This is a genomic window from Yoonia vestfoldensis (assembly GCF_002158905.1).
GTDB lineage: Bacteria > Pseudomonadota > Alphaproteobacteria > Rhodobacterales > Rhodobacteraceae > Yoonia > Yoonia vestfoldensis_B.
Genome location: NZ_CP021431.1, coordinates 1,940,146 through 1,958,521, shown reverse-complemented (window position 1 = coordinate 1,958,521; position 18,376 = coordinate 1,940,146). Strand labels below are relative to the sequence as shown.

General features: G+C 60.2%; 16 protein-coding genes and 1 tRNA gene. 8 read left to right on the top strand and 9 right to left on the bottom strand.

What is annotated here, in order from left to right; genetic code table 11:
* Positions 1 to 2: 2 nt before the first annotated feature.
* The 7 genes from LOKVESSMR4R_RS09680 to LOKVESSMR4R_RS09650 form a co-directional block, all read right to left on the bottom strand.
* Positions 3 to 1,271 carry an MFS transporter gene (locus tag LOKVESSMR4R_RS09680; protein WP_087207908.1) on the bottom strand — a complete coding sequence of 423 codons (1,269 nt, stop codon included), beginning with the start codon at positions 1,269 to 1,271 and terminating at the stop codon, positions 3 to 5.
* Between the two features lie 142 nt (positions 1,272 to 1,413).
* Positions 1,414 to 3,000 (bottom strand): ABC transporter substrate-binding protein, encoded by a 1,587-nt coding sequence (locus LOKVESSMR4R_RS09675; protein ID WP_087207905.1) that lies wholly within the window; start codon positions 2,998 to 3,000, stop codon positions 1,414 to 1,416.
* 64 nt (positions 3,001 to 3,064) lie between these two features.
* Positions 3,065 to 3,970: an ABC transporter permease gene (locus tag LOKVESSMR4R_RS09670; RefSeq protein WP_335673961.1), complete on the bottom strand. Its 906-nt coding sequence runs from the start codon at positions 3,968 to 3,970 to the stop codon at positions 3,065 to 3,067.
* Entirely contained in the window at positions 3,967 to 4,914 is a 948-nt protein-coding gene (locus tag LOKVESSMR4R_RS09665) for an ABC transporter permease (protein ID WP_087212969.1), read from the bottom strand. Before LOKVESSMR4R_RS09665 ends, LOKVESSMR4R_RS09670 begins: the two co-directional genes overlap by 4 nt.
* Before the next feature lie 78 nt (positions 4,915 to 4,992).
* Complete coding sequence (locus LOKVESSMR4R_RS09660) at positions 4,993 to 6,018, bottom strand: ABC transporter ATP-binding protein (protein ID WP_237331756.1); 1,026 nt, start codon at positions 6,016 to 6,018, stop codon at positions 4,993 to 4,995.
* The gene (locus LOKVESSMR4R_RS09655; RefSeq protein WP_204248653.1) at positions 6,015 to 7,031 is read right to left on the bottom strand and encodes an ABC transporter ATP-binding protein; all 1,017 of its coding nucleotides are present in this window, start codon (positions 7,029 to 7,031) and stop codon (positions 6,015 to 6,017) included. Before LOKVESSMR4R_RS09655 ends, LOKVESSMR4R_RS09660 begins: the two co-directional genes overlap by 4 nt.
* Positions 7,032 to 7,103: 72 nt before the next feature.
* The gene (locus tag LOKVESSMR4R_RS09650) at positions 7,104 to 9,434 is read right to left on the bottom strand and encodes an amidase family protein (RefSeq protein WP_087207901.1); all 2,331 of its coding nucleotides are present in this window, start codon (positions 9,432 to 9,434) and stop codon (positions 7,104 to 7,106) included.
* 288 nt (positions 9,435 to 9,722) lie between these two features.
* Here LOKVESSMR4R_RS09650 and LOKVESSMR4R_RS09645 point away from each other — a divergent pair, with 288 nt between their 5' ends.
* Positions 9,723 to 10,406 (top strand): cupin domain-containing protein, encoded by a 684-nt coding sequence (locus LOKVESSMR4R_RS09645; protein WP_157898183.1) that lies wholly within the window; start codon positions 9,723 to 9,725, stop codon positions 10,404 to 10,406.
* Between the two features lie 432 nt (positions 10,407 to 10,838).
* Here the strand turns inward: LOKVESSMR4R_RS09645 and LOKVESSMR4R_RS09640 are convergent.
* Positions 10,839 to 10,928: transfer RNA gene (locus tag LOKVESSMR4R_RS09640), tRNA-Ser, on the bottom strand.
* Positions 10,929 to 11,166: 238 nt separating this feature from the next.
* Here LOKVESSMR4R_RS09640 and LOKVESSMR4R_RS09635 point away from each other — a divergent pair.
* From LOKVESSMR4R_RS09635 to LOKVESSMR4R_RS09605, 7 genes are read left to right on the top strand one after another with little or no spacing between them, the layout of a single operon-like run.
* Positions 11,167 to 11,991, top strand: coding sequence for an SPOR domain-containing protein (locus LOKVESSMR4R_RS09635; protein ID WP_087207897.1), 825 nt, complete (start codon positions 11,167 to 11,169; stop codon positions 11,989 to 11,991).
* Positions 11,992 to 12,005: 14 nt separating this feature from the next.
* Positions 12,006 to 13,184, top strand: coding sequence for a D-alanyl-D-alanine carboxypeptidase family protein (locus LOKVESSMR4R_RS09630; protein WP_087207895.1), 1,179 nt, complete (start codon positions 12,006 to 12,008; stop codon positions 13,182 to 13,184).
* The gene (tmk, locus tag LOKVESSMR4R_RS09625; RefSeq protein ID WP_087207893.1) at positions 13,181 to 13,789 is read left to right on the top strand and encodes a dTMP kinase; all 609 of its coding nucleotides are present in this window, start codon (positions 13,181 to 13,183) and stop codon (positions 13,787 to 13,789) included. Before LOKVESSMR4R_RS09630 ends, tmk begins: the two co-directional genes overlap by 4 nt.
* Positions 13,786 to 14,892, top strand: a complete 1,107-nt coding sequence (locus tag LOKVESSMR4R_RS09620; protein WP_087207891.1) for a DNA polymerase III subunit delta' — start codon at positions 13,786 to 13,788, stop codon at positions 14,890 to 14,892. Before tmk ends, LOKVESSMR4R_RS09620 begins: the two co-directional genes overlap by 4 nt.
* Before the next feature lie 10 nt (positions 14,893 to 14,902).
* On the top strand, positions 14,903 to 15,709 hold the full coding sequence (locus tag LOKVESSMR4R_RS09615) for a TatD family hydrolase (RefSeq protein WP_087207890.1): 807 nt from the start codon (positions 14,903 to 14,905) through the stop codon (positions 15,707 to 15,709).
* Positions 15,706 to 16,515, top strand: a complete 810-nt coding sequence (locus LOKVESSMR4R_RS09610; RefSeq protein WP_087207889.1) for an MBL fold metallo-hydrolase — start codon at positions 15,706 to 15,708, stop codon at positions 16,513 to 16,515. Before LOKVESSMR4R_RS09615 ends, LOKVESSMR4R_RS09610 begins: the two co-directional genes overlap by 4 nt.
* A gap of 43 nt (positions 16,516 to 16,558) precedes the next feature.
* Positions 16,559 to 17,488 carry an AEC family transporter gene (locus LOKVESSMR4R_RS09605; RefSeq protein ID WP_087207887.1) on the top strand — a complete coding sequence of 310 codons (930 nt, stop codon included), beginning with the start codon at positions 16,559 to 16,561 and terminating at the stop codon, positions 17,486 to 17,488.
* On the opposite strand, the gene LOKVESSMR4R_RS09600 is transcribed toward LOKVESSMR4R_RS09605, so the two are convergent.
* Positions 17,485 to 18,372, bottom strand: coding sequence for an ABC transporter permease (locus LOKVESSMR4R_RS09600; RefSeq protein WP_087207885.1), 888 nt, complete (start codon positions 18,370 to 18,372; stop codon positions 17,485 to 17,487). The genes LOKVESSMR4R_RS09605 and LOKVESSMR4R_RS09600 overlap by 4 nt on opposite strands.
* Between the last annotated feature and the right edge of the window lie 4 nt (positions 18,373 to 18,376).

Here is an 18,376-nt window from a genome sequence, read left to right as displayed (position 1 = left end):
CCTCATTTCACCGGTTGAACAGGATCTGCGTTCGATCCGAAGTTCAGCAGATCAAGGCGGCGAAGGACCGGCATTTTCTGGGCGACAACAGCTGCGACGATCACTGTTAGCAACCCGCCGGCAACAACGGCACGTACAGGCCCCAAAAGGCTTGCCATTGTGCCGCTTTGGACTGCGCCAAGTTCGTTTGAAGATGCGACGAACACCATGCGGACCGCGGCTATTCTGCCGCGCATATGATCAGGAGACGCCAGCCTGAGTATTGCATGCCGGATCACCATACTCATGCCGTCGCAGATACCTGCGATGAAAAGCATCAATAGCGAAAGATAAAAGTTTGTCGAAACAGCAAAGACGACCATGGAAAGGCCAAACCCCGCGACGATCAAATGCAGTGCCAGCCCTGCCGATGCTGCAGGCATGAAACGGATCGCATAGACCGCCGAGGTCAATGCGCCAGCAGCAATGGCGGAGCGCATAAGGCCGAAGCCCTCTGGACCAGCATCAAGAATTTCTGTCGCAAAGATCGGCAAGAGAGCCGCAGCCCCCGCGAAGAAAACGGCAAACAGGTCCAGAATCATCGATCCCAGCAAGACCTGACTTTTCATGACGAATTGCAGCCCTTCTTTGATCCGGGAAAGGGGTGGCAGCGCATTCTTGCTGCCCGGCGCAGGCTTAAAGCTGATCCTGAAACGAAATACCAAAGTCGCTATGAAGAGAATGGCAGCCATCGTGCCATATGTGCTTGTCGGGCCGCCCCATGCCCAGATGAACCCCATGACGACGGGCCCGCACATGTCGGCGACACGCGATACTGTCGCGACCATGGGAACGCCTTGCAGGATCTGGTTGACCGGGATCACCTGCGCTTCAAGGCCGATATTGGCTGGATTCTCGAAAGCGCGCAGCGATGCCGAGACGAAACCGATGAAAAGGATCAACCAGACGGTAACCATATCAAGCGCTGCCATCAGCGCAAGAAATGCCGCCAGCAATGCGATGCCGCCGACAGTGAGCACGACAAGAAACCTGCGGGCAACCCGGTCCGCAAGGTCGCCTGCATGCAGCGCCATGGTCAAGGCCGGGATCACCTGAACAAAACCGAGCGCCGCGATATCCAACGGGTTGTTTCGGAGACTGTAGATGTGAAACGCCAACATGATCGTCAACGAGGAAGAGCAGAAGTGAAAAAGTGAGTTTGCCGTCAGAAAGGAACGGAACTCGATATTGTAAAGCAGCGAATTGGGCCGCAGAAAGCTGGATTGTGCCATGCTCGTTCCTGTTTTTCATGAGGGGTCGTCGCGATCGGTCGCGGCCCGGCTCTCTAACGGAACGGGCCGCGACTTTTGTCTTCCGCCTGCGCCCACAAAGACGGCGCAGGGATGCGCTATCTGCCAGGCATCGGGCCGTTGCTTATTCTTCTATCCAGATCTGCGTGAAATCCTGATACCAGCTTTGTGCCTGATCGAAGCCCATGACCTTCGGGCTCATTGCACGCGGGTTCAGATCATGCACAACAAAGAGACGTGGTGCTTCGTCGACAATGGCCTGATGCGCCTTTGCGATGACTTCAATTTGCTCTTGCGGATCGAAAATCGTGATCAACTCGTTCAGATTGCGGTCGATCTCGGCATTTTTGTGCAGGCCCCAGTTGCCGCCGACAGGTGGAAACTGGCTCGAGGCATGGCTGCGGAACAGATTGGTCGGGTCGCCAAACGGTTGCCCGTGGTTGATCGCATCGCGGTGTGGTTCGCCCTCGGTGCCGGCGGCGGTGCGCATGTTGCGCAGGACCACACCCCAATCCGCAACTTCATAATCCACAACGACACCGATTTCGGCAAGGTAAAGCTGCACAAGTTCGCTCATGGCTAGCGGCACCATGTTGCCTGAACCGGCGGTCGGCAAGTTCACAACAAGGCGAAGCGGGTTGTCCGGACCATACCCTGCTTCGCGCAACATTTCCGTCGCACGTTCGGGATCGTAGCCGTAAATATGTTCAGGAGAACCGAAGTAGGGGTTGTCGGACGGATAGATGCCAATCGCCGGAATTGCCGTGTCGTTCAGCAATTCTACGATTGCATCGCGATCAATCGCGTAGTTCAAGGCCCGGCGCACCTGAACGTCATGCAATGGCGAGGCTTCGGTCGTATTCATGCGCCAGGACCAGACATGCGGATAGGGTTTGGTGACAATATTGAAGCCTGCGCCAACCAGGGACGGAATGGAATCCGGTGCTGGAACCTCGATCCAATCGACCTGTCCAGACCTCAGTGCCGCAGTGCGTGTGTTCGAGTCCGGGATCGGCAAGAGGACAAGTCTTTCAACCTTTGGAATCCGGGTTTCATCCCAATAGTTCTCATTTCGGACCAACTCGATCGAGGTGCGCGGTGTGACCGTCTCGACGATGAACGGCCCTGTCCCGGCCGGGGACGACTGGAACTCTACCCAATCGCCGATTTCTTCGAACCGGGTTGGGCTGACGATGAAGACGCGCGATATCAAATAGTCGAGCATGCTGAACGGCTCATGCGTCACGATCGCGACCGTGAAGTCGTCTATTTTTTCATAGCTCGCGATCTGGCCTGTATAGGTCCGGTAGGTTGGCGCCTGAACCCTGTCGTAGTGCGGGGCATCTTCATTGAGGTGCCGGTCCAGATTCCAGATGATATCATCCGCGGTCATAGAGGTTCCATCGTGAAACGTGACACCTTCGCGCAGGTTGAATATCCACCTGCGTTGGTCGTCAGGGTCGATGCTCCAGCTTGTCGCAAGGCCGGGGGTCAGGCCCGCTGGCCCAGACGTATCGGTGAAATCCCAATTCACAAGCGCATCGAAAATGGGATAGCCGGCAAAACGACCGCCTTCGCTGCCATTGTCCGGGATTCCGCCGGTCGTTGGTACGTCGGTGGTTGTCATCGCAATCCGGAGCGTATCGGCAAGTGAGCCAATTGGTGCCAAGGCCAGCGTGCTAGCGACTGTCAGTCCAAGAAGTATCTTCATCGTTTTCGTCCTCTAGTTTGGGGCAGGTCATGCGTTAATCTGAAACAGTTTCGGGGTAGTTTGGTCAGGCCCGCACATCCATCGCGGTGCGCAGACCATCACTGGCGAGGTTGAAGCAAATACTGGTCACAAAGATGCACAGCCCCGGAAGCGACGCGATGAGAGGTTGCGAATAGATTGCAGACCGCAGCGTATTGAGCATCAGACCCCATTCGGCATTGGGCGGTGTGACGCCCAGACCAAGAAAGGACAAACCTGACGCGATAATCATCGAGATGCTGACCAGCCCGGTCGCATAAACGAAGATCGGCCCAAGCACATTCGGCAGCACCTGGATCCTGACCAACGAGCTTGCCGATGCACCACTTGCGCGGGCGGCTTCGATGTAATCAAGGTTGCGGACACCGGTGGTCACGCTTTCTGCAACCCGGATGATGGGCGGGATGAACACGATCGTCAGGGACAGGATGGTGTTTCCAAGACCAGCCCCGAGTGCGCCACTTATTGCAACGGCAAGAAGAACCGAGGGAAAGGCATAGAACACATCCGTCACGCGCATGATGACCATATTGGTCGTTCCGCCGAAAAAGCCGGCAATGATCCCAAGACCGCCCCCGATCACAAGCGCCAAAGCGACCGGTGTGATCCCGATGAACCATGAAAACCTGCCGCCATAGATCATCCGGCTCAGCATGTCGCGGCCCAGCTCGTCTGTTCCCAGCAAATGGCCCGGTGTGCCAACCGGCCGCAACCGCCGCGCGATGCTCCCGTCTATCGGACTATAGGGCGCAAAAACCGGCGCGAAGACGATCACGATCAGCATTATCAACAAGATACCGCAGCTTAGGACAGTTAGCCTGTCCTGCATCAACCGACCTATCACGCCACGCCAGTATCCATCGGCGACATGGGCTGGGGTCACCCCAATCGGTTCCGGCATTCCCATGGGTGAGCGAGTGATGTTTTTCATGTCCGGCGCATCCTTGGGTCAAGAGCGGTCTGAGCCAGATCGACGATCAGGTTCAGAAAAACGAAAAAGAAAGCCAAAACGAGAGTGGTCGCCTGAAGCACGGGCAAATCGCGCTGAAAGATTGCATTGTTCAGCAGCATCCCGGTCCCGGGCCAGGCGAATACAGCCTCGACAAGGATGGACCCTCCCAGCAGTGATGCCAGCTGCAATCCCATCACGGCCAGCGTTGTGGGGGCTGCATTCTTGATGACATGCAGCACGATGCCGCTGGTACGCAGCCCTTTGCCGCGCAGGGTCGTGATATAATCTTGGCCCATGATATCGCTGACCAGCCCGCGAACCGTTCGGGTGACAAGACCGGCCGGGATCATCGAAAGTGTGATGGTCGGCAAAACCATGAAGCGCAGGTGATCCCAGTCCCAGGCCCAGGGCCCGGTTGGTCCCATCCCCATCGATGGCAGAAGGTTCAACTGGACGCTGAAGACGATCACCAGCACCATTCCGAGCCAGTAATGTGGCACGGATACCCCAAAGAGCGCGATGCCCAGACAGATTCTGTCAATCCAGCTATCTCGGAATGCACCGGCGACCCCGCCAAGCACGCAGCCCATAAAAAAGCCCAATGTCGCACCGAATGCCGCCAGCATCAGGCTGTTTTTCGTGGCGACCCACAGGTCTGGCCCTATCGGTCGGCCTTTTGCGATTGATACACCAAAATCACCCTGAACTGCGCGCGACAACCACAATCCGTATTGCACTGGCAACGGTCGATCCAAACCGTATTCTGCCCTGATTTGCTCTATCACTTCTGTGGAGGTGTCAGGCGGAACGATGGCGTCGATTGGGTCTCCTGGTGAAATATGCACCAGCATGAAACATACCAGACTGACAGCCAACCCAATTGGTATCGTGTAGGCAATCCGCTTTAACGTGTACTCTAGCATGTCAATCATCCTCGGCGGGGGCGGGGGCGGGGGCGGGGGTTTGAAATGGATGCGCCTGCAAGCGCGCGAACCGCCTCGTCACACATTGATCGGGGCCTGGCTTTGGGGCGGGCAGACGACAGGACAGCGGACCCGATGGCCTTTGGATATTTCCAGCAGGGGCGGCAGAGCCTGGTGACATCGCGCTTCCGCACGGGTGCAGCGGGGCGCGAAAGCGCACCCTGCTGGCAGCTTGGCCAGGTCTGGCGGGGCGCCGGGAATTGTTGTCAATCGCGACCCGCGGGTGCCAGCATGCACCGTCGCGCCCAGCAATCCGCAGGTATAGGGATGCCGCGGTGCGAAGATCAGGGTTTCTACCGGGGCCTCTTCGACAACCCGGCCACCGTACATGACTGCTACGCGGTCTGCGATCTCGCTTGCCACGCCAATATCATGGGTGACAAAGATCACGCCCATGCCAAGTTCCTGCTGCAACTTCCGCAGCAAAAGCAGGATCTGAATTTGCACTGTGGCATCTAGCGCGGTCGTCGGTTCGTCGGCCAGTAGCAGCCGGGGATTGCACGACAGCGCCATCGCGATCATGGCCCTTTGGCGTAGCCCGCCTGACAGCTCGTGCGGATAGGCACCAAGCCTGCGCGCTGCTGACGGGATCTGGACCATTTCCAGCAAGCTTAGCGCACGGGCGCGGGCTGCCTTGCGACTGATCCCCTCGTGTCGGACAATCGCTTCAGCGATCTGGTGGCCGATGGTAAAGACCGGGTCCAATGCCGAAAGCGGTTCTTGAAAAATCATCGAGACAACTGGCCCGCGATATTGCGACAGTTGTGCTTGCGTCATTTGCATCACATCCTGGTCCGCAACGCTCAGTTCACCCGTGACCATTGTGCGTTTGGGGGGATTGAGGCGCATCATCGCACGAAGGGTGACAGATTTCCCCGAACCGCTTTCGCCAAGAATGCAGAGCGACTCGCCTTGCGCCAGGTCCAGATTGACCCCGTTGACTGCGTTGACGGTCGCGCGCGGTGCGGCAAAGCTGACGCAGAGATCCCTGGCGCGCACCAGTGGCGGTCGTGATACGGCCGTTGCTGGGGACGACATGTTCATTCTGAAACCCTTTCTGCGTCAAGTGCCACTGCATGACATGATGCCGAATGGTTCGGTTTGATCTGGTGGAAAGGTGGCGGCTGCTCGGCGCAAAGCCTCCAAGCCTTGCGGCATCGGGTGCGAAAACGGCAGCCCGAGGGGGGATTGATCGGATTGGGCGGATCGCCAAACAAGGGTGGCTCGGTCCGGCGGCGCGAGGGATCCATGGAGGGACGGCTGTCAAGCAGTGCCTGCGTATACGGATGTGCAGGATCAGAGAACAGCGAGTCGACCGGTCCGATTTCTGCGATCTTCCCAAGATACATCACCAATACCCGGTCCGCGACATGTTCGACCACGTTCAGATCATGACTTATGAAAATATATGTCAGGTCGAATTGTTTCTTCAGGTCGATCAGAAGGTTCAGCACCTGCGCTTCGACCGACTTGTCGAGTGCCGAGACAGGCTCGTCCAGAACGATAAGCCGGGGATGCAACGCAAGGGCACGCGCAATATTGATCCGCTGCCGTTGTCCTCCCGAAAGCTCGTGCGGATAGCGGCGCGCGTATTGCGACGGCGCAAGTCCGACCGCTTCAAGCAATTCATGTGTGCGGGAAATGGCCTTGGATTTGGGAACCCCGTGGACCATCGGGGCATAAGAGATGGATTCTTCTATGGTCAGTCTGGGATTGAGCGACGAATAGCTGTCCTGAAAGACCATTTGCACCTGTCTTCGATATTTCTGGAGCGACAGGCCGCTGCGTCCGATGCTTTCGCCATCGAAGATGACTTCTCCCGACGTAGGTGCGATCAGCTGCATGATAAGGCGCGATGCAGTCGACTTGCCGCAACCGGACTCGCCCACAATTCCAAGCGTTTCGCCCTTCATCACCGAAAAATCGATGTTATCGACTGCCTGCACGACTTCGTGCCGCCGCATAAGCGATTTTGACAGCGGGAAATGCTTGGTAAGCCCGCGGGCTATCAGCAACGGCTGCTGGGGCCCTCCGCGATCTGGCATTCGATCGATCATTTCTCTTTCCCTTTCGCGTGCAGGTCAAAACATCGGCGGCCATGTCTTGCGCAGGCATGGCCGCCTGCCATGTCAGCTCTTTGGGATCGGCGGGAAGCTGGGCGGCATCACCCGTCGCATCGAGGCGTTCTCATATGCAGAGGCCACATCGAGGATCGTGTCCTCCATCCCGGGTTCTGCCCGGAAGACCAACGAAAACGGCATTCCCGGCTCTGCGACAATGGTCGGTTCATCGCTGTAATCGCTGATGTATTCGGTCCCGTCATCACTCAGCCGGAATACCGGATCATAGACAGTCCGCACGTATCCCGCCGGGATCAACACTTCGGTCAGGCCCGCATTGGGGCCATAGAACGCCTCGCCGCGCATATTGTGACGTGCGCCAGGTTCTGCGGCTCCCCCAATCTTGCCGGGGGCAAGCGGCGTGTGCAGTCGCACAAAGCAATCAAGCTCGTTTTCCAGAATGACCATCATGTCGACGCGGCGCAGAAGCTCGCGCAGCATGATCCGCTCGTTCACGCCCTGACGCTGGTCTAGCGGATTGCGCAGGTCGGTTACTTCTTCCCAGTTCTTGAATGCGGCGCGCTGGTCGTCGCCCCAGAATTTGGATCTTGCGTTGAGACTTTTGAAATCGACCAGCGTTTCCTTGACCCCAAGTTCCGCCCAGTCCGCAGCGCGCCGCACAAGGTATTGCGGGATGTGGAACCGGAAGGCCATCGCGAGTTCTTGTGGCTGAATGGTCGCAATGTTCAGGTTCGACGGCGGAGGGATCAGCCCCTCGGCGAGCTTGATGCAATAGTCAATCGGGGCAAGCGTTCCGGACCCGAAGGTCTTGCCGGGCATGAATTCTGTCGGCGCGATGGCGGCCGCAAAATCCGGAAAAAGCGGCTCACCGGATGCTGTCAGGCGGAAAAGGATCTCCGGCATGAAGACGGGTACAAGCCTGCAAAGCGCGGTGGTGAAATCCACGCTCATCTGTTCCAGCCCACTGTCGCCATTCCACCCGGCGGCACGGGATTCCACCAACGTCGCGCCCAGATGATCCCCCAGCACTGTCCTGATCTCGGCATCTGCTGCATCAACGATCGGCTGTGTCATCTTCAACCCGGTCCGCAACATGGACTCGCGGATGATGCCGATCCGCTTGCCCTTCAGCGATCCTTCTGCGCCAAGCCTGCGCGCAGCTTCAAGATAACCGGTCTTCAGAACCGTGCTGCGTGGCACCGTTGTAAAGACGTCGCGGGGGTCATATGTCGATTCATCAGGCCCTGCGAGCGCATCAAGGATCTTGGCCGCATCAGCGATCTTGCGGGCGTGAATGCCCGTTCGGTCACAGTAGATATCAGCACCAATCGCGCCGCCATCGAAACCGATCATCGCCTTATGCGGCAAGATGAGCGCGACGGAATTGTGGTTGGATGGACCCCGGCATGACGCGCGGGTTTCCTCGCCAAGGCTCGCCATGACGAGGTTCGCACTGACCGAGACGGCCGATCCGGAACTGGACCCAAGCGAGGCTGACCGGGTGGTGTCATAAACGTTGCAGGGATTGCCTCCCCAGCTGCTACGCTGGTATCCAAGTGTCGAAGGCAGGACCTTGTCCGCAGTATAAGCACCGCCCGGATCACCGCCGCGACCATTGTACTCGGTGTTAATCGCCTTGGCGAAGATGATCGCCCCTTTCCGGCGCAGTCGGTCGACAAGCTGATGGTCACGCGCCGGCGCGTCCATGTCATAGCGGGCATCCGCGGCACCGGTGGACCGCATGTCCTTGGTATCGAACGGATCCTTAAACGAGAAAACGACGCCATAGAGTGGCATCGCGTCAAGGTCCGGAGAGGTGCCCCATTGCGCATCCATTTCTGCCGCGATTTCAAGCGCATCCGGAAGTTTGCGGAAGATCTCGCAAACCGCAGGTGCGCCTTCGGGCAACGGTCCGTCATCTGGATGCCTGTCAAAATCGCCTTTGCAGGTGACCGATCGTTCACCACGAATGTTGAGCGTACCAAGTGCGTTGACCTGCGTACCGTTTTCGATGCCGGTAATCATACCATATTGTTGCATGACGTCGGGGTCAGACGCCGTCGGCTCCATACGCCCGAATTCAAGCGGTTTGCCCTTGTAGCGGTCAAGATCGGGAAGAAGGTCCGCAGCCTTGATGGTTTTTGTAGGAAAACGCAGCGCTGCGCCGGCGCGCAATGTACCCGGAGCAGGATCTACAGCCTCACCATTTTCTGTTATCAGCATGCTGGCGACACCGTTATAGGCACGCGCCCTGTCGATGTAATGCTGTACAATCTCTACGCAGGTGATCTGTCCTGCGCAAATAGCACTCTGCATTTGGTCTATGGTCGCTTCTTCAAGCTGAAACTCTTGACGCGCGCCAGTATCCTGGTCCTTCATTTGACGGTTTCCTTCTCAAGCTGCGGGCATCCTTGAGGAAACCCATTTGGGAGGCCTGCAGACGAGCGGATGGTAAGCGACGAGATAACAATTGGGGCCTGCGACTGCTGTCATCTGCTGCGCGAACCATTCACCAATGTTCTGGTGCCGGTTGAGTTGATCACAACAGCGATTTGACTGTTGATCAAGTGACTTGACTAAATTGCAATTTTTTGCCGCGCATGTTGTCTAAATATTGACCATGTGGCATGTTGCTTGAGTAAAAAGAACGCGGAAAGGAAAGTTAAGTTGGAAAAACGGGCGCCAATCCGAGAGTCGAAATCGCTTCGTCGCTCTGCTGTCACATCACCCCAGCGAGAACCCAACGGCTCCGAGAAGGCCAATGCCAGCGGGAAAAATCAGGCACCACGAACGGGAGCGCGGCTAAAGCATGCCAGATTGGTCAAAGGCTATACTCTGCGGCAACTGGCACAGATCGTGGATTGTTCAGAGAGTATGATCTCGAAGCTCGAAAACGATAAACTGGCACCGTCTATCTCGATGCTGCACCGCCTGACCGCGGCGCTCGACACCAGTATTGCCGAGCTTTTCCTTGAAGCTGAAAATTCATCTTTTGATTCTGGCGTTACGGTCTTTCGCGCTGACCGCAGGGCGCGTTTCCAAGTTGAACCAGAGCTTGAACAAGCAGGGTCCTGGTTCGAGCGGATCTTGCCAATCCACAGGTCCGGATTGCTGCAAGCCAATATTCTCAACATCCCCGAGGGGGCGAGCACCAACTCGTTTGTCACCCATGAAGGAGAAGAGTTTGGCTATATGATCAAGGGAGAGCTTGAAGTTGTCGTCGATCAGAGATCGCATTTCCTGCGTCAGGGAGATGTCATCTACTTTTCATCGGCGCTACCGCATGGATACCGGAACACCAGTGAAAGCGTCGCGCAGGTCTTGTGGATCAACACACCACCTACGCTATGATTATCTAAACAAACCTCTGAAAAACCGCCGCTTTCGGCCTGATCTGGTCAACTTGGACAACATCTGCCAGGCGCTTTTGCGATCCCAAAACACCCTGCCTTTCCCTCGCGTCGTGATGCGATGAATAAGAACCTCACGCGGCCCGAGCAGTTTGAGGCGGAGATGGGTGCGGTTGTGCCTTGGGGTCGGCTGCTGACGCTGATCGCGCCACATGATCCCACGCTGGCGCCGAAAGCTGGGCGCCGGCCGATGCCTTGCTGAAACTTCACCAAATCAGTGCAGTTTTGAGGTCAGGACAATACCGGCTTTGAAAGACCGCTTCCGGACCTCTTCGCGCGCAGGCCAGGGCACAGCATGTCCGCATAACCCTTTAATATCAGAAACGACCTCTGGCCGCATCCGTGTCGCGAGAACGCTTGATCAATGGCCATCTGGCGGAGGAGGTGGGATTCGAACCCACGGTAGACTTTCACCTACGTCGGTTTTCAAGACCGGTGCATTCAACCACTCTGCCACTCCTCCGACCGGGTCCTGTTAGCGGCTGTGCAACGATTCGAAAAGCGCGTTCGGCGGTGGCGAAAATTTTGCCGGCCCGGGCCTAGACACTTTCATTGTCCGCCGCAGGCCGCTATCCTTTGGCAAAATCATGCGGGGGTTGTGTCGCGGGGCTGGGGCCGGTCCGCCCGGTGCTGCATGTCCCCGCGCAAGACCGCACAAAGGCTGATATTCGCGCGCAAGACGCGGATGAGAGGGAGCGAAGATGGCAGGCAAAGCTGACGGTCAAAGGCGTGGGCGCGGGGCAAGATTGTCCTATGCGCTTGGCTATGCGGTGCTGCTGGCCGCCTGTGCGCCGCTTGACCCGGGCGGCGCTGGCCCCATGACGCAGGTGAATGGCGCCGCATCCGCGCGTATCGCGAGCACGCAGGATGTCGAGCGGCCCGATATCTTCGAGGTCACGGATCAGGGCCTGTGGGATGGCCGCCCCTCGCTGGGGGGGATCTGGGTGGCGCATCCCGATGTGCGCGACCCCGAACGCGTCGTGATCCGCAATGCCGTGAACGGGCAATCGACGGTGGGGGCCTTGTTCCGGCGCGAACGGGAAAATCCGGGGCCGGCGCTGCAATTATCCTCTGATGCGGCCGAGGATCTGGGCGTTCTGCCGGGGGCGCCCACCGAATTGAACGTCGTCGTGCTGCGCCGCCAAGAGATCGTGGTCGCGCCGCCCGCCGCAATCGAGCCGCCCGCCGATCCGGTCACCGAACAGGCCACAGATCAGGCCAATGATGCGGGTCTGGCCTCGGTCGCGGTGGTGCCAGCCACGGCCACGGCCACAGACATAGACACTGGTGCGATGCCGCTGCCCCAATCCCCCTTGGCGCAGGTCGGGGTCTTTAGCATCCGCGACAATGCCGATGCCGCCGCCGTCGCATTGACAAGCGCGGGCTTCGGGGTAAGCGTCACCAATCAACAGGCCGGTGGCCGCAGCCTCTGGCGCGTGGTTGCGGGGCCGGTGCCGGATCAGCAGGCCCTTGCGCGGGTCAGGGCGCTGGGTTTCGCGGATGCCTATGTGCTGACCGGTGAATGACAAAAGGACAGCCCATGAAAATCGCAAGACGCCTTCTGATTGCCGGTCTCATGACCCTCTGCGCCAGCGCGCTGCCTGCGCAGACATTTGAGACCAGCGCCCCCGCCGCCTATGTCTATGACCAGACCACCGGCACGGTCCTGCTGGCCAAGGATGCCGATATCCCGCTGCCGCCGGCCTCTATGTCGAAACTGATGACGATCTACATGGCGTTTGAGGCGATTGCCGATGGCCGCCTGTCGGTGGATGACGTGCTGCCGGTCTCGGCCCATGCCGCCAGTTTTGGTGGCTCGTCGATGTTTCTGGACACGACCGACCGTGTCCGTGTCGAGGATTTGCTGCGCGGCGTGATCGTTCTGTCCGGCAATGACGCCAGCGTGGTGCTGGCCGAGGCCCTGTCGCCCGATGGCACCGAGGCCGGGTTCGGGCGGATGATGACCGACCGCGCCCGCCAGCTGGGGATGACCCAATCGGTCTTTGTCAACGCCAGTGGCTGGCCTGCCGCCGGGCACCGGATGTCGGTGCGTGATCTGGGCATCCTGTCCAGCCGCCTGATCAGCGATTTCCCGACATTCTATCCTTTGTTCGCGGAAACCGAATTCGCCTTTGACAACCGGGTGCCGTCCAATTCGCAAAACCGCAACCCGATCTTGGCGATGGGGATCGGGGCAGACGGGCTCAAGACCGGCCATACCCAAGAGGCCGGTTACGGGCTGGCGGGGTCGGCCATGCAGGGCAACCGCCGGGTGATCTTTGTCGTGACCGGGTTGCAGACAGCCCGCGACAGGGCGCAGGAATCGGAACGTATCGTCAATTGGGCCTTTCGCCAATTCGCCGAACGCGATGTCGCGCTGGCCGGAACCCGGATCGCCAGCGCCGATGTCTGGATGGGTGCAGCGCCCAGCGTGGGCCTGACCCTGGCCGAAGACCTGCGCCTGCTGGTCCCGACCCTGCATGACGGCGCGCTTGACGCGCAGGTGGTCTTTGACGGCCCGTTGCAAGCGCCGGTGACAGCCGGTCAGCAGGTGGGCGAGCTGATCATCACGCTGGACGGTCTGCCCGAAAAGCGCGTGCCGCTGGTCGCGGATGCCGATGTGGCGCTGGGCGGGTTCAGCGCCAGATTGCGCACGGCGGCCAATGTGCTCTGGGCGAAATACGGCCCGACCCTTGGCGCAGAGCCAGAGGGCGCATGACCAAATCAATGTTCATCACCTTCGAGGGGATAGACGGATCGGGTAAATCGACACAGGCGCGCCGTCTGGCGCAATGGCTGGGCGATCAGGGCCATGATGTGATCCTGACCCGTGAACCGGGCGGCAGCCCGGGCGCCGAGGATATCCGCCAGCTCTTGCTGACCGGCGATCCCGACCGCTGGTCGGCAGAAACTGAAATCCTGCTGTTCACCGCCGCCCGCCGCGACCATCTGGAAAAGACGATCCTGCCGGCGCTGCGCGCGGGCAAGATCGTGGTCTGTGATCGTTTCGCCGATAGCACCCGCATCTATCAAGGGGCGACGCGCGGCGATCTGCGCGCCAAGGTCGATGCGCTGCATCAATTGATGATCGGGCGTGACCCGGACCTGACCTTTATCATCGATATGGACCCGGCCACCGCCTTGCAGCGCGGCCTTGCCCGCGGCTCGGGCGAGGACCGGTTCGAGGATTTCGGCCTGCCGTTTCAGGAAACGCTCCGCCACGGGTTTCTGGCGCTGGCGCGTGCGGAACCGCAGCGCTGCGTGCTGATCGATGGCAACCGCAGCATGGACCAGATCGCCAGCGACGTGGCCGCCCATCTATGAGCGATGACATCATCCCCGAACCCGACCGTCTGGACGGCGCACCGCATCCGCGCGAAACGCCGGTGCTTTATGGCCAGCAGCCCGCCGAAGCGGCCTTTGTCGATGCGTTCCGCGCCGGGCGGATGCATTCGGGCTGGCTGATCACCGGCCCGCGCGGCGTGGGCAAGGCGACGCTGGCATGGAAGATCGCGACCTTCCTGCTGGCCGATGCGCCCCCCGACATGCTGGGCGAGGTGACGCTGGCCGTGCCACCGGATCACCCGGATGCGCGGCTGGTGCAAGCGGGCGCGCATCCGCGTCTGGCGCTGATCCGGCGGCCCTGGGATGACAAGACAGGCAAGCTGCGCGGCGAAATCACCGTGGATGCGGTGCGCAATCTGAAACATTTCTTCCAGATGTCATCTGCCGATGGCGGGCGGCGCGTCGTGATCGTCGATGCCGCCGACGAGATGAACCGCAACGCCGCCAATGCGATCCTCAAGGAATTGGAAGAACCGCCCGCGGGGGCTGTGATCCTGCTGGTGGCGCATCAACCATCAAGGCTCTTGCCCACGATCCGGTCGCGCTGCCGCGAATTGCGCTGTGGCCCGCTCACGCCTGAGGATCTGGCGCGCGCGCTGGCCCAGGCAGGCCATAGCAGCGACAATGCAGCCGGCCTTGCCGCGCTTGCGGCTGGGTCGGTCGGTGACGCGATCCGGCTGTTGGGCAGCGGTGGCATGGCACTTTACGCCGATCTGATCCGGCTGTTCGGTAATCTGCCCCGGATCGACCGGCAGGCCGCGCTGGCCTTGGCCGAGGCCTGCAGCGGGCGGGGGGCGGAAACCCGCTTTGGCCTGACGCTTGACCTGATCGACCTGTTCCTGGCGCGTGCGGCGCGTGCGGGCTTGCTGGGCGCGCCTGCGACCCAAGGGGCGGCGGGCGAGGCTTTGCTCTTGGCGAAAATCGCGCCCGACCCGCGCGCGGCGCAGGCCTGGGCGCAGCTGCAACAGGACCTGTCCGAAAGGTCACGCCACGGGCGCGCGGTGAACCTTGACCCTGCCGCGCTGATCCTTGATATGATCTTCAAGATCGAAGAGACGGCGCAAGGCGTCGCCGCAGCCTGAAAGCCGCGCCATGACCCAAAGCCCGTTGATTGCCGCCCATCCGATTACCGACAGCCATTGCCATCTGGATTTTCCCGATTTCGATGCCGAACGCGACGCTGTGATCGCGCGCGCGCTGGCGGCCGGGGTGACGCGGATGGTGACGATCTGCACAAAGCTGCAAAACGAACCCGCCGTGCGCGCCATCGCGGAACGCTATGCCCCGGTCTATTATGCCGCCGGTGTGCATCCGATGTCAGCCGCCGACCACCCGCCGGTGGCGGTGGATGACCTCGTGGCACTGGCGCAGCACCCCAAATTCGTGGGTATCGGCGAAACCGGCCTTGATTACCATTACACCGCCGACAGCAAGGCGATCCAGCAATCCAGCCTGCGGCTTCATATCGCGGCGGCCCGCGACACCGGCCTGCCGCTGATCATCCATGCGCGCGACGCCGATGACGATATGGCCCGCATCTTGGCCGAGGAATATCGCAACGGGGCCTATAGCTGCGTGATGCATTGCTTTTCCAGCTCGGCGGAACTGGCCAAAGCGGCGCTGGATCTGGGGTTCTATCTGTCGATGTCGGGCATCGCGGCCTTTCCCAAAAGCAGCGCCCTGCGCGATATCTTTGCCGCTGCCCCGCTTGACCGCGTGCTGCTGGAAACCGACAGCCCCTATCTGGCGCCACCACCGCATCGCGGGCGGCGCAATGAACCGGCCTATACCGCCCATACCGCGGCTGTGGGGGCCGAGGTCTTTGGGCTGGATTATGCCGATTTCGCCGCCGCGACCAATGCCAATTTCGACCGGCTTTTCTGGAAAGCAGCAGCATGAGCGATATGATCAGCTTTACCATCCTTGGCTGCGGGTCCTCGGGCGGGGTTCCGCGGCTGGGCAATGATTGGGGCGATTGCGACCCTGCCGATCCGCGCAACGCACGGCGGCGCTGTTCGCTGCTGATCACGCGGCAGGGGCCGCAAGGCACCACCCGCGTGCTGATCGACACCTCGCCCGATATGCGCAGCCAGCTACTCGATGCAGGCGTCGGCACGCTGGATGCGGTGGTCTATACCCATGCCCATGCCGATCATGTCCACGGCATCGATGATCTGCGGATGATCGTGTTCCAGACCCGCAAAAGGCTGCCTGTCTGGGCCGATGGCGATACTTGCGACGCGCTGCTGGCGCGGTTCGGCTATGCCTTCGTCCAGCCGGCAGGGTCGGATTACCCGCCGATCTGCGATCTGAACTTGATCGACGGCGATGTGACCATCGCGGGCGCAGGCGGGCCGGTGACGCTGACGCCGTTCAAGGTCGCGCATGGCAATATCGACGCGCTGGGGTTCCGGATCGGCGATCTGGCCTATCTGCCCGATGTCTCGGATATCCCCGAGACTGTCTGGCCGCTGCTGACAGGGCTGGAGTGCTGGATCGTCGATGCTTTGCGCCGCAAACCGCACCCAAGCCATGCGCATCTGGACAAGACGCTGGACTGGATCGCCAAATGCGCCCCCGCGCAGGCGGTGCTGACCAATATGCATGTCGATCTGGATTACGCCACAATCGCCGCCGAAACGCCGGCCCATGTCGTGCCCGCCCATGACGGCCTGACCCTGACTTTCCCCATCTTCAGAGCCTAAATATCCCCGCCGGAGGCATCGAAGTTTTTCAAGGAATCCGCCAATGGCCGCGCTGATCGACGTCATCCTGCCTGTCTTCCTCGTGATCGGCTTTGGCTATCTGGCGGTCTGGAAAGGCTATTTCACCGACGCTGGCGTTGATGGGCTGATGAAATTCACCCAGAATTTCGCCATTCCGTGCCTGTTGTTCCGGGCGATCTCGACGTTGGATCTGCAACAGAACCTTGATCTGGTGCTGCTGGGCAGCTTTTACGCAGGGGCTTTCGCGGGGTTTCTGGCGGGGCTGCTGGGGGCGCGGTTCATCTTTGGGCGCGATTGGGAAGACAGCGTGGCCATCGGCTTTTGCTGCCTATTCTCGAACTCGCTGCTGCTGGGGCTGCCGATCACGGAACGGGCCTATGGGGCAGGGGCGCTGGAAGCCAATTACGCCATTATCGCGATCCATTCGCCGTTTTGTTACGGGATCGGCATCACCGCGATGGAAGTCGCGCGCAACCGGGGCGCGGCGCTGACGGCCTTGCCGGGCAAGGTGCTGCGGGCGATGTTCCAGAATGCGCTGATCATCGGGATCGCCTTGGGCTTTGCGGTGAACCTGTCGGGGGTTCCAGCACCCGCCGTGCTGACCGATGCATTGGACCTGATCGCGCGGGCGGCCTTGCCTGCGGCGCTTTTTGGGCTGGGGGGCGTGCTCTATCGCTACCGGCCCGAAGGCGATATGCGCACCATCCTTTATGTGGTCGCCGTGTCGCTGCTGCTGCATCCGGTCATCGTCTGGGTGCTGGCGCAGGCCGGTGGGCTGGGGGTTGCCGGCACGCGGTCGGCGATGCTGACCGCGGCCATGGCGCCCGGTGTGAACGCCTATATCTTTGCCAATATGTATGGGCGGGCGCGGCGGGTGGCCGCATCCTCGGTGCTTTTGGCGACGGGGCTGTCGATCCTGACGGTCTGGGGCTGGCTTGCGGTGCTGCCCTAGCTTGGTAACAGTCCCCGCAGCCGTTCTGACCGGCGGCGCAGCATTTCCACCGTGGCCAGCAACACGATCGAGATCGCCACCAGCACGGTTGCCGCTGCCAGGATCGTCGGGCTGATCTGCTCGCGCAGGCCGGTGAACATCTGCCATGGCAGGGTTTTCTGGGCCGCCGCCCCGACGAACAGCACCACCACGACTTCGTCAAAAGAGGTGATGAAGGCAAAGAGCCCACCTGACACCACACCGGGCAGGATCAGCGGCATCTGCACCTTGAAAAACGTCTGCGTCGGTGTCGCCCCCATATTGGCGGCGGCGCGGGTCAGCGAATGGTCAAACCCGACCAGCGTTGCGGTCACGGTGATGATGACAAAGGGAATACCCAATGCCGCATGGGCCAGGATCACCTTGACATAGCCGGTGAAGGACCGCGAAAAGCCCAGCGCGCTTTCCATCCACAGACCCAGCTGGCTGTAGAAAAAGAACATGCCGGTGGCGGAAATGATCAAGGGGACGATCATCGGTGAAATCATGATCGCCATGATCGCGCGCCGGTAGGGGACATGCGATTGCGACAGGCCGATGGCCGCCAGCGTGCCCAGGCTGACCGACAACAGCGTCGCAAAAGGCGCGATGATCAGCGAATTCTGCAAGGGCCTGATCCAGTCAGGATTGGTGAAAAAGTCGCGGTAATGGCGCAGCGAATAGCCCGCGGGGTCCAGCGCCAGCATTTCCGGCGTGAAGGTGAAAAAGCTTTCCGCGTTGAACGACAGCGGGATGATGATCACGATCGGGGCGACCAGAAAGAACAGGATCAGCCCGACAATGACGCGGAATGTATAATGCCAGATCTTCTGGCCCGTGGTGGCGTAGATGGGCAGCGAGGCCATGGCG